This is a genomic window from Paenibacillus silvestris (genome assembly GCF_009882985.1).
GTDB lineage: Bacteria > Bacillota > Bacilli > Paenibacillales > NBRC-103111 > Paenibacillus_E > Paenibacillus_E silvestris.
Genome location: NZ_WTUZ01000016.1, coordinates 256,269 through 269,001 on the forward strand (window position 1 = coordinate 256,269; position 12,733 = coordinate 269,001).

General features: G+C 47.7%; 5 protein-coding genes. All 5 read left to right on the plus strand.

Annotated features, from left to right (window positions below; translation table 11 throughout):
• Window positions 1-54 precede the first annotated feature (54 nt).
• The 5 genes from GQF01_RS13925 (at window position 55) to GQF01_RS13945 (ending at window position 12,608) form a co-directional block, all read left to right on the plus strand.
• A complete protein-coding gene (locus GQF01_RS13925; protein WP_328803459.1) occupies window positions 55-1,446 on the plus strand; it encodes an ABC transporter substrate-binding protein in 1,392 nt (463 codons plus the stop codon).
• A 127-nt stretch (window positions 1,447-1,573) separates the two neighbouring features.
• A complete protein-coding gene (locus GQF01_RS13930; RefSeq protein ID WP_202556355.1) occupies window positions 1,574-2,482 on the plus strand; it encodes a carbohydrate ABC transporter permease in 909 nt (302 codons plus the stop codon).
• A 13-nt stretch (window positions 2,483-2,495) separates the two neighbouring features.
• Window positions 2,496-3,344, plus strand: a complete 849-nt coding sequence (locus GQF01_RS13935) for a carbohydrate ABC transporter permease (protein ID WP_161407370.1) — start codon at window positions 2,496-2,498, stop codon at window positions 3,342-3,344.
• A 66-nt stretch (window positions 3,345-3,410) separates the two neighbouring features.
• Window positions 3,411-8,570 (plus strand): discoidin domain-containing protein, encoded by a 5,160-nt coding sequence (locus tag GQF01_RS13940; protein ID WP_161407371.1) that lies wholly within the window; start codon window positions 3,411-3,413, stop codon window positions 8,568-8,570.
• A gap of 522 nt (window positions 8,571-9,092) precedes the next feature.
• On the plus strand, window positions 9,093-12,608 hold the full coding sequence (locus GQF01_RS13945) for an Ig-like domain-containing protein (RefSeq protein WP_161407373.1): 3,516 nt from the start codon (window positions 9,093-9,095) through the stop codon (window positions 12,606-12,608).
• Window positions 12,609-12,733 lie beyond the last annotated feature (125 nt).

Sequence of the window (12,733 nt, forward strand, 5' to 3'; positions counted from 1 at the left end):
AAGCGGATGCTTAAACACACGTTTGCTTCGCAAAACTCTAGGGAGGTCTATACGATGATGAAGCCAACAAAAGTAATGACATGGGGTATGGTGTTATCGACAGTATTACTAACGTTAACGGCCTGCGGAAGTAATAACACGACTACGACCACGGCATCCGTGAAGCCAGCCGAAAGCGTTAAGCCTGCGGAAAGCGCCAAACCGGCTGATAGCGCTAAACCAGAGGGAACCAAGCTTGCTGGTGATTTTGAAATTCAATATTTTGTCGGCGGATATGGTGACGCTTGGTGGAAACAAGCTATTGCCGATTTCCAGAAACAGAATCCGGACCTCAAGATTAAAGAATCTGCCGGAGCGAAAATTAATGATCAAATGAAACCGCGTTGGCTGCAAGGCAACCCGCCTGATTTTGTTTATATTGACGGAGCCGGTTCTAACACAAGGCAGATGGTGACAGATGATCAGCTTATGGATATTACAGATTGGCTGAAGGATGCCAAAAACGCAGATGGTAAAAAGATTCTCGATCTTCTAATCGCTCAGCCGGAAGAGTATAAACCAGGCAAGGCCTTCGCTATTCCGCTTGTTTTTGGATCATGGGGTACGTTCTACGATAAAGCATTATTCAAAAGCAAAGGTTGGCAAGCGCCTGCCGACTTCGAAAGCTTCATGGCTTTAGGGGAGAAGATTAAAGCAGATGGTCAGATGAGCGATTACATTCACACAGGTGTGTACCCTTACTACATCAATGGAGGCTTGCTCGACCCGACGATTATTGCCATGAACAACTACGACACCTCCATTTTCAAGAAAATTAATGGTCTTGAGAAAGGTGTATGGAAGAGTGAACCCGTCATGAAATCACTCGCCAAAATCGTGGAAATGCGAGACAAAGGCCTTATCGATAAAGGTTCACCAGCCCTGAACCATACGGATTCGCAGTCCCAGTGGCTGCAGCATAAAGCTGCTTTCATTCCGACAGGCATCTGGGTTGAAAGCGAGATGGCCAAGGATATTCCAGCTGGCTTCGAGTTCGGATTCCTGCCATCCATCGGTCAAGACAAAGGCGGCAAATTCGTGGCGAACCCGTACACTTCCACAGTGGCTATCGCGAAAAAAGCAAAAAATCCGGATGCAGCCAAAGCCTTTATGCAATTCATTTTCACAGAGAAGCAAAGCAAGGCTTGGGCAGAGCTTTCCAAAGCTCCATCCAACATTAAAGCAGATCTAGAAGGCACGAATGCGCCGGCGCTAACCAAAGAAGCAGCCAAGTTCTATAATTCACCGAATACCGTCGTTGCGCCGGAAATCGTGATCCCAGAAGAATTAGTAACAGCGAGAAACAATGCGACGATTGCACTGACCAAAGGTGAAATTACGCCGCAGCAGTGGGCAGATCGTATGGAAGAAGCGACAGACAAAATCCGCTCCAAAGAAAAGAAATAAGTCACCTTAAGAGTCTGAATGATAAGTATGGACGGAGACCTCTTGCCTTCTTATCATTCAGAATTTTAGATAGGAGGGAAGTATGAAAGAGAGAAAGACAGCTGCGGCTGGCCCGATGGATCGGAAAATGAGTGTTAGAACCTCGACTGCAAAGATGAAGCGGAATATCTTCATTCTTTCTTTCACCCTTCCCACTTTGCTGCTTTATCTCGTATTTACCGTCTACCCGATGTTCAAAGGCATCTATCTAAGCCTGTTTGATTGGTCAGGCGGCTCTGAAACCTATAATTTTATTGGTCTTGGCAATTTTGATGACATGATTCATGACAGTGTGATCTTGAAAACAATCCGCAACGACTACATTCTAGTCATCGGCAAAGTCATTGGCTTCATGGTTTTGTCCTTGTTCTTCGCGGTAGCGCTTACTCGTTTCAACATCAGAGGTTCAGGTTTCTATCGGATCGTTTTCTTTTTACCCAATGTGCTCTCGGTTGTTGTTGTTGGGGTTCTCTGGCGGTATGTGTATAATCCGAATCTTGGATTTCTGAATTCCTTTCTCTCTTTGTTTACGGATAAAAAGTTCGATTTCGCTTGGTTAGGCGATAAGTGGTCGATCTTCGCGCTTCTGCCGCCGTCGATCTGGGCTGGGATTGGGTTTACCATCATTTTGCTCGTCGCAGGCATTCTTAGCATTCCGTCATCGTTATTTGAGTCCGCTGACATTGACGGCGCCTCACAATGGCATCAATTTTGGCTGATTACCCTTCCTCTTTCGTGGGAGCAGATTAAGACATCTGTTGTCTGGATTGTCATGACGACACTGAATGGCTCATTCGTTATCGTGACGATCATGACCTTTGAAGGCGGAGTTGATAATGCCACACAAGTTATGGGCTCCTATTTATATCTCAATGCCTTCAAGTTCGGCAAATTCAGTTATGCGTCTGCGATTGGCGTTCTCATTCTGGTCCTTTCTTTGATCACGACAGCAACGCTTCAAAGGCTGATGAAGAGAGAAACCATTGAATTAACGTAGAGGGGTAATACTTATGAGTCAACGTATGATGAATCCGGCATTTCGAATGTTTTTCAATGTGTGTCTAATCACTTGGTCCCTATGTATTTTATATCCGCTGCTGTGGACCATCTTTAGTTCCTTGAAGGATAACCAGCAGTTCTTTATTGGGAAACCGTGGGACCTGCCGAATTTTCCCCTGCTTTGGTCGAATTTCTCGTTTGTGTGGGGAAAATATCATTTTGGTCAAAATTTTATGAACTCCCTAGTAGTGACAGTAGTAAGCACCGTCTTTGGTGTGCTCTTGTCGGCTACGACTGCTTATGTCATTGCCCGGTTTACGTTCAGAGGCAACGGATTGCTGTACTATTCGTACCTTTCCTACATGATGATTCCAACGTTTCTAGGGATTATCCCCTTGTTCTTCTTACTGAATGATCTTCATCTAACGAACAATTTATTTGGTCTTATTTTAGTCTACATGGTTACAGCCGTACCTTTTGCCGTTTTTGTTCTCGTCAGCTTTTTCAAATCACTCCCAAGTGAGCTTGAAGAAGCGGCTTCGATGGATGGGGCTTCCCACTATGGAATCTTCTTCCGGATCATGCTCCCACTTGCCAAGCCGGGTTTGATGTCCGTAGCGATCATTACGGTGCTGAATATTTGGAATGAATATGTGTTTGCACTTGTGCTGATCAATGATCCTACCAAGTATACAATCCCGGTAGCCATTGCGGTTATGCAGGGGGAGATGCAGTACAGAACAGAGTGGGGCCCCCTTTTCGCTGCCCTGATTATATCCATGGGGCCGACAATTGTTTTCTATAGTATTTTTCAAAAACAGATTACAGGAGGGATTACGGCTGGGGCATTAAAAGGTTAGTAGCAGCTTAGATTCTCTCAGTCGTTTAGCCATATAAGGTTGAAAATGAAGAGGAGAGTGTAGGAAGTGAAGACGCTAAAGCACGCTTTTGGTTATGCTTTTTGCCTGATGTTCGTCGTCGCTATCATCTGCTTGGGCGGCACTACGACGCATGCGGCAGCGGTTGGCGACATCACGAATTTCGAGAAGACAGACGCGAAGACGTTCACGATCACATCGGGCACCGATAAGGTGAAAGTCATTTTCAATCGCGACGACATGGTTCGTATCTGGCTTGGCGTAGGCGGGAATTTTCAGACGTTAGCGGGCAAAAGCTCAGCTACGCCGAAAGAGCCGATCGTGGTGAAGGAGGACTTCGGACCTGTAGCCGTGGATTGGACAGATGAGGGCAGCTACTACAAAATTGCGACGGGCAAGTTCGTTTTGCGCGCTTACAAAAGCCCGCTGAAATTCGCGATGTACAAAAGTGACAACACGACGCTTGTTTGGCAAGAGGAATCACCGTTAAACTATAGCTCATCTGCTACAACTCAGAAGCTCGTTAGAGGTGCTGATGAGTACTACTACGGCGGTGGCATGCAAAATGGCTTTTTCTCACATCGGGACAAAACGATTAAGATCGCCAAAAACTTTGGCGATTGGGGCAGCGGAACGGTGTCCAATCCGTCTCCGTTTTACTTGAGCACGGCTGGTTATGGCGTACTGCGGAACACCTTCCAAGACGGTACATACGATTTCGGCAGTCCCGCACAATTGACTCATAATGAAAATCGCTTTGATGCGTACTATTTCTACGGCGATACGATGAAAGATATCTTAAACGGTTACACAGATTTGACAGGCAAGCCTTCGCTGATTCCTAGATGGGGAATGAGCATGGGGGATGCGGATTGTTACAACACAAGTAACACAGGCGCTAACAAGCCGAATAAGCTGACGACGCCAGATGTTCTGAAGGTAGCTCAAGGCTTCCGTTCCAATGATATGCCTGGCGGATGGCTGCTGCCGAATGATGGTTATGGCTGTGGCTATGTGCAGCTGCCAAGCACCGTGCAGCAGCTTCATGATTTGGGTTTTTACACCGGCTTATGGACGCAGAACGGTCTTGCGAATATCGCAACCGAAGTAGGCGTGGCTGGAACTCGCTTGAATAAGCTTGACGTAGCGTGGGTCGGACCTGGATACGACTTTGCGCTGGATGCAACGAAGCAGGCGCATCAAGGCGTCGAGAGCAACTCGGACTCTCGCGGATTCGTGTGGTCCGTTGGCGGATGGGCGGGCACGCAGCGCTACTCCACGGTTTGGTCCGGAGATCAATCCGGGAACTGGGAATATATCCGCTTCCACATTCCTTCAATGATCGGTGCCGGTCTGTCAGGCATGACGTACGCTACCGGTGATGTGGATGGGATTTTCGGCGGCAGCGCACAGACATATGTCCGTGACCTGCAGTGGAAGGCGTTCACGCCAATTCTAATGAGTATGTCCGGTTGGGCATCCGTAGATAAGCAGCCTTGGCGCTATGGAGAGCCTTATACAAGCTATAACCGTGATATTTTGAAACTTAGACAGCGTTTAACGCCTTATTTTTACACTTACCTCAATGAAGCTTATGAGTCGGGAGCACCGTTCACAAGAGGGATGGTTTACGAATTCCCGAACGATCCGAACACCAAGAATACGCTGACACAGTATCAATTCATGTCCGGGCAGTCACTGCTCGTTGCACCGGTGTACAAAGACACGACAGTAAGAAACGGTATTTACTTGCCGAAAGGCAAATGGATCGATTACTGGACAGGCGCTGAGCATTACGGCTCCAAAATGCTGGATGAATACAGCGCACCACTTAACCGTGTACCGCTGCTTGTCAAAGCGGGCGCGATTATTCCGATGTATCCGGAAACGCTATACGACGGTCAAGTGCCGCCGAATCCGATTACGTATGATATCTATCCTTACCAAACTTCATCTTTCACGATGTACGAGGATGATGGGGTAACGAGAGAGCACCGCAGCGGTAAATTTGCGAAAACATTCATTACTTCCATAGCTCCGGAAGCTGGAACCGGCGATTTGAAGGTTCAAGTAGGAGCAAGCGTTGGCGATTACAATGGCAAGCTGGCAGCACGCACCAACCAATTCCAAATTCACATGCATGTGAAACCGACAAGTATAGTTGTCGGCGGGTCAACTTATACGGAGCTTGCAAGTAAAACAGAATGGACGGCAGCAGCAAGCGGTTGGTATTTTGATGCGGCAGACAAAGGTGGCATCCTCTACGTGAAAACACCGGATATGCCGTCGGATCAAGGATTTGAATTGAAAGTAGCCGGTTTCGAGGCGGATACAACACCATTGACAGATGCTGCTGTTATTACACTGCCTGAACCAGATAACGACCCAACGAAAATTGCGCAGGGAGACATCGTGGCAACGGCTACAAGCACCGATGCTACTGCTCCGTTAGCGAATGCGCTCGATGGAAGCACGGAAACGGTCTGGAGCACGAAGCTGGACGGCAGCGCACCTCTGCCACAGTCTATCACACTGAATTTAGGCACGAAGTTTTCTGTGAATAAATTGAAATACCTGCCAAGACAGTATCTAGGCACGGACGGTATTATTACGGCTTATAACGTGTATGTAAGCACAGATGGAACGAATTATACCAAGGTTGCCAGTGGTACTTGGGCAGCGGATAAGCAAGAGAAAACCGTGACGTTCGCTACCGCTGAAGCGCAATATGTGCGATTGGAAGCAACAGCTGGAGTTAATGGTTTGGCAGCTGCAGCAGAGCTGAATGTATACCGGGATGGCAGCGTACCTATTCCACTGGCGATTCCCAAAAATCAGCTGAAGGCTTCTGCATTAAGCTTCCAGCCTGGCAGTGAAGCGTCCAAAGCGATTGATGGCGATGCGAATTCAGTCTGGCACACGAAATGGGACGGCTCTGACAAATTGCCGCAATCGATCATTGTTGATCTGGGCAAAGTGCGCAATATTAGCCAATTCCGTTATTCGCCACGTACAGATGCTGGGAATGGCACGATTCAATCTTATAATCTGTATGTGAGCAGCGACGGCACGAATTATACAAAAATAAGCTCAGGATCTTGGACTCGTAATAGTGTCAAAAAATATGTGCAATTCGAAGCGGTTGACGCTCGTTATGTGAAGCTGGAAGCAGTCGTAGCCGTGGGCGGATTCGCCTCAGCATCCGAACTTGATGTGTATGAAACGCCTCAAGCGCCGCCCGCCTTAGGAGACATTTTGAAAGGCAAACCGGCATCGGCAGACAGCTCGGATCCATCATTCGCGGCAAGTAACGCCAACGATGGCAAGTTGGATACGATGTGGATGGCGAGTGATGCGAACCCTGGCCATGTATGGTCCGCCGATTTGGGCAGCATGCATGCCATCCAAGGGTTAGAGATCGCGTTCGGACAGAGCGATAAAGTGTATCGATACAAGCTGGAAGTCCGGGAGGCGGGCAGCAGCAACTGGATTCAAGTATTAAACCGCATGAGCAATACGGAAGCAGCTCCGATCCTCAAAGATACATTCGGCAGCCAAGGGCGCTATGTGAGAATAACGATTACGGGACTCGCTGATGCGAATACCAAGGCTAGTATTGCGGACGTGAAGCTGATCGGGTTGCCGATTGTCGGCACGGCGCCAGTAACGGGCATAACGGTGGATCGTTCAGCGATTACGATGAATGTACTTGATGCACCAATTGCTTTGGAAGCCACTGTAATGCCTTTGAATGCAGCAAACTCAGGTGTTAGTTGGAGCACTAGCAACCCTGCCATTGCAATGGTAGATGAGAGGGGCGTCGTGTCTGCGAAAGGCGCAGGAACAGCTACGATTACCGCTACTACGGCAGAAGGTGGATTCAAAGCGGCTGTAGATGTTACAGTAACGGGGCAAACGGGCTTGGTGATAATACCGCAAACTCAGATGACAGCGACAGCAGCAAGCACCCAGTCTGGCAACGAACCTGGCATGGCTATTGATGGAGATCCGAGCACTTGGTGGCACATCAAATGGTTCAATGTTGATCCGCTGCCGCAATCCATTGTGTTGAACTTGGGCGGTACTTACAAAATTAGCAAGCTGGCATATACGCCTCGTCAAGACGCTGGGAATGGTACAATTACCGCCTACAACGTCTACGTCAGTGAAGACGGCAACGCGTATACGAAAGTAGCGAGTGGAGCATGGCTGCAAAATAACAGTGTGAAAGATGTGAATTTTGCAGCTGTGAGTGCTGCTTTTATTAAGCTAGAAGCAACTGCTGGTGCAGGCAACTTTGCTTCCGCAGCAGAGCTGAACGTGTATAAGTTGGATGTAACGCCTACCTTGCAAACCATTGCTTTTGATTCAGCGAGCTATGACGTGCAACAAGGGTTATCCACACCAGTTAAGGTAACTGCGCAGTATTCAGATGGAACCAATCAAGATGTGACTACTGCATCTCTGTTCGAGATTGGCAATCCGCTGCTTGCTACGCTAACTGGCGGTACAATCACGGGTGTATCCCAAGGGGAAACTGTTGTCACAGCAACCTATGGAGGGAAGCAAGCGACTGCTGCTGTCGTGGTGACAGTGGTTGCGCCACAAGATCCTTATACAACACTAACGGGAAGCTCCACTGTTCAAGGCGGCCGGTCGCTCCAAGTGACTTATGGTTTGAACAATGTGACACAGCAGGTTTATGCGGAAGATATCACCCTAAGCTACGATCCTAGTGTCATGGAATTCGTGTCGGTTGATTCCCTGTATCCAAACCTGACTATCGTTAAAAAAGTGAACGATGTACCGGGGAAAATTCGTCTGATTGCCGCTAGCCAAGGCGCAGGGCACGCTGTGACAGGCAAGACGGAATTGTTCAAGCTTACTTTTAATTCGAAAGTGCCCACTGCAGTTACTACGACCTCCATTGAAGTGACTGATACTACGCTTGGGAATGAGCTAGGGAACGAGTTCAAAGCGTTAAATTCCTCCTTAAGCGTTCAAGTAACACCGATTCCTGTCGGCATTCCTGGTGATTTGAACAACGATGGAAGAGTATCAATCGGCGATTTGGGTATGATTGCCGCTAATTACGGCAAAAACTCCTTAAGTCCAGATTGGGCGAGCATTAAACATTTGGATTACAACAATGATGGAGAGATTGAAATCTCAGATCTGGCCTTCATTGCTTCGAAAATTATGCAATAGGCAGAGAAAGGAGACCCTTACTAGATTTATCGAGGGTCTCCTCAATAGCGGACACAGAAGCCCTTATTCGAAGAAAAAGGGCTTCTTCGAACATTTAACGGACACCAGTGCTGTTATTTGCTCATTTGGGGACTGATTTCACCCTGAAATGAGCAAATAGGGTTCCTGGTGTCCGTTAGCAATCATTCACGACGATTTTCGCGAATATAACGGCTGCTGTGTCCGATAGACTGTACTGAGTTGAGAATAAAACGCTGAAAAAATACGCATTATGGGAGCTTTTGTCGAAAGTATTGTCAACAATTATTGCATCTAATAAAATAACAGGTTATACAGTTGGTGTTGTGTGTATTTACATTGTTTTAGTTTTGTAAAATTTCATTTAAGGGCTTGTCAATTCTCAATCTCTCGCATAAGATCACATAGTAACTAGTTGTTATTGTGTGTGTTTGTATTGTTTTGGTTTTGTAAACGTGTTGGCAAGCAGCAAAAACTATTACTTTATTTCGGGAGGATGTCCAAGTGAAAGTAACGTTTAAGCAAGTTTTCATGTCTACGTTAACAGCTACGCTCTTAGCCACATCCAGTTTGTTGGTTACGCTGCCATACCTGGCGGAAACGGCCTATGCCGCAGTCGTTGCCTCGGACTTTGCGCTTCAATTGAAGTTTGAGGACAATACTGTCGACAGTTCTACAAACGCAACCAATGTCACAGCAGCGGGGAATCCAACTTATGTGGCCGGAAGAGAAGGAAAGGCAATCAATCTCAACTCGACAAGTGCAAACAGGCAATATCTGAATCTAGGCAAGCCAGCTAATTTGCAATTAGGCACAAGTACAAATTTCACATTAGCGTTCTGGGTGAAGTCTCCTGGTGTAGCAAGCGATCCCCCGGTTATTGCAAACAAAAACTGGGCTAGCGGCAGCAATGTAGGTTATGCCTTGTCTTTACAGCCGAACAATAGTTTGAAATGGAACTATAACACACAGGGCGGGTCTCGAGCGGATGCTGAGATTCCGAATGTAGCTGACGGGAAATGGCACCACATTGTCGTCTCTCATGATCGAACGACCGGACGCGCTGATTTCTATAAAGACGGAGTACCTGTGGCCATTTCGGTGAAAACCGGCACATTATTCCAAAGCATATCGAGTAGTATGAATATTGCCGGCAGAACAGGAACGATTGATTCGGGATTGTCCACGATGATCGGCAACGATGGTACAGGGAATTACGAGGTAAGCACGTTTGATATGCAAGTGGATGACATGCAAGTCATTAAACGAGCCGTCACCGCCCAGGAAGTTGGGGATATGTTTAATAGTGTACCTCCGATAGAGGTGAATGAGAACTTCAAAGGCTCGCTGAACTTGATTGGCGCTGAGCATGCCGTACAGGGGAGCACATTCCGAGTCAATTTGGACCTTCGTACGCCAACCATGAGTACGGCAGTAGATAAATCAGTTATCGAGCTCGCCTATGATAACAACTTGTTCGAGTTTGTAAGCGCAACGAACGCGATAGCAGCAGATACTTCCACCCCGGGCATCGTGAAGTTGACCATTCCGGGAGGCATCGTATATGGCCAATCCAATCCACTTGAATACAACAAATCGCGAATTTCTGAAGTGTTTTTTAGAACGAAAGCGGCTTCCGGACAAGGGCAAATTCAGGTAAGCAAGGCAGAGTTTTATGCCGGAACGACCAAATTGGTGAATGAAACGTTTAATTCGCAGCCAGAGACGGTTCAAATTCATCCGAAAGCCACAGAAGACTTGAATAAGGACGGCGTTGTCACGGTAGGCGACCTTGCCCTTGCACAAGGAAACTCCTCCGAGCTGCAGAGCTCAATTGCCAGCAATGCGCAGTACGTTCCGTATAAAAGGGTTGTCGTGATCGGCATGGATGGCGGAGGTTTGTCTGTGATGCCAAACGCACCGTATTGGGAGACGCCAAGCTCCCTGAAGGAGCAGGTCGGCAATAGGCAGATCGCGCCTAACCTGCGCAGTCTAATTGAGAAAGGCGCTGCAAGCTACACGGCCAAAACGACACTGCCATCAAGCTCATCCCCGAACTGGGGCGCTATGTTGAATGGCGTTGACTTTAGCAAACATCAAATTAACAACACGGAAAGCGGACTCTATTACTATTCGGAAACCTCACCCTATCCATCCGTTTTCAAGAAGGTGCGAGAAGCATTACCGAACAAGAAAATGGTCGCTTTCGCGCAGTGGAAAAACATTTTGGACGGACATATCGAACCATCAGTAGGCGTTGAAGTTGGAACAGGAAACGATGAAGCGGACGCAGCTGCTTTCGCACAGTATGTGGCAAGCGGTAAAGCACTCGATACATCGCTCATGTTCATCCAATTTGACGATATGGACCATGCGGGGCATGGTATTGGCTTCTACACGAAGCAATATTATGAGCAGTTGACGAAGACGGATCTGAACGTAGGAACAGTTGTCAACTCACTGCGTGATAAAAACTTGCTGGATGATACCTTGATTGTCATGCTGCCGGATCACGGGGGAGGCACGGAGAACGCCAATACGACGTTAGGAAGCGCGACTTCACACGGACAGGATTCCCCGCTCGCGACAACGATTTTCTTTGCGGCAAACGGGAGAACGGTGGCAACGGGTACAGGCAAGGAGAAAATTTTGCAAGGTGGGACGACCAAAGATTTGGCAGCCACGGTATTGAAGGCGTTAGGTATTAGTGGAACCATTGGTGACTCGCAAGGGATTAACGGCATGTTCGTGGCACAGAAAGATCAGAACAAAGCGGATTCGCCAAATCTGCAGTTGACGAAAGTGGTAGCTCCAACAACGCAGCAGTTCAAGTATTATGAGTTGTCTGTCAGCAATACAGCGTCCCCTGCCAAAGCGATGGACATTGTCGTTGCGACGAATGGACTGAACGTAACGGCGGTAGAATCCGTTCAAGAAGGCGTGAAGGTGCTCAGAAGTGAATCGGCTAATGGACGTACGAGAGTCGTACTAAGCGCAGAGAACAGCATTACACCGGATGCAGCTTTGCTGAAGATTCAGGCAACTCAGCAAGAAGAATCTGCTGCGGCATCGTTGGAGACAGCGGTCATTGCCAATGCGCAAGGTCAGGAAGCACTGCCGAATTTGAAGAGTGCGGTACGCGAGGATACAACGGTGCAGATTCCGGTCACAGGCGTGCAGCTTGATAAATCTGCCGCAACGGTCAAACAAGGACAGACGACGGAGTTGACGGCAACCGTATTGCCAGTGAATGCGAGCAATAAGAACGTTACTTGGAGCAGCAGTGATTCCACGGTAGCGAGCGTGGACAATCAAGCGGGTAAAGGAATTGTAACTGGTATAAAACCAGGGACAGTGACGATTACAGCTACTAGCGTTGACGGCAGCCTTCAGGCGACAAGTCAAGTGACGGTAGAAGCAGCGGTGCCTTCTAGTGCTGTGACAACGCTTAGCAGTGTTCCTTCTGTCACTCCAGGCAGTGACTTCGTTGTCCGATTAGGTCTGAACAATGTAACGAGTCAAGTTTATGCTGAGGATTTTGTGGTGAATTATGATGCGAACCTAGTGGACTTCGTGTCTGTCAAATCGGTAAAAGATAAAGTAAGCCTTGTTGAATCCAAGAATACGTCAGGCAGTTTGCGTCTTCTTTTGGCCAGCCAAGGGGCAGGGAATGCGATTATAGGTGATACACCGTTGCTGGAAATAACCTTCCGAGCGAAGTCTATCTCGCAGTCGGCATCAGCAGCAATCTCTGTAGCAAGTGCTACGCTGGCTGACGGCACGGGCGCGGAAACAACTGCAGCAGTGTCATCGGTAGGAATCAATATTGCGGTTGGTACCGTAGGCGATATTAACCATGACGGCAAAATAAGCATTGGTGACCTTGCAGTTGTAGCTGCTCATTATGGTAAAACATCAGCTAGTGCAGATTGGCAGGCTGTTAAATCAGCGGATATGAATAACGATGGCAAGATTGACATTGATGACATCGCAGCAATGGCGATGAAAATTTTAGAATAACAGGAAATTGTGGAGATCGGGGAAGAACGTTTCCCTGGTCTCCTTCTAACTCCATTTCTGATTTGCACTAAAGTGTATGATGGATGATACAAAATGTGTCAAATTTCAGCATAACTATGTGCTAT

What these genes read in the sequence shown, in the direction of transcription:
- GQF01_RS13930 (WP_202556355.1), top strand. Translation starts at nt 1,574, where the DNA reads ATGAGTGTTAGAACCTCGACTGCAAAGATGAAGCGGAATATCTTCATT.
- GQF01_RS13935 (WP_161407370.1), top strand. Translation starts at nt 2,496, where the DNA reads ATGAGTCAACGTATGATGAATCCGGCATTTCGAATGTTTTTCAATGTG.
- GQF01_RS13925 (WP_328803459.1), top strand. Translation starts at nt 55, where the DNA reads ATGATGAAGCCAACAAAAGTAATGACATGGGGTATGGTGTTATCGACA.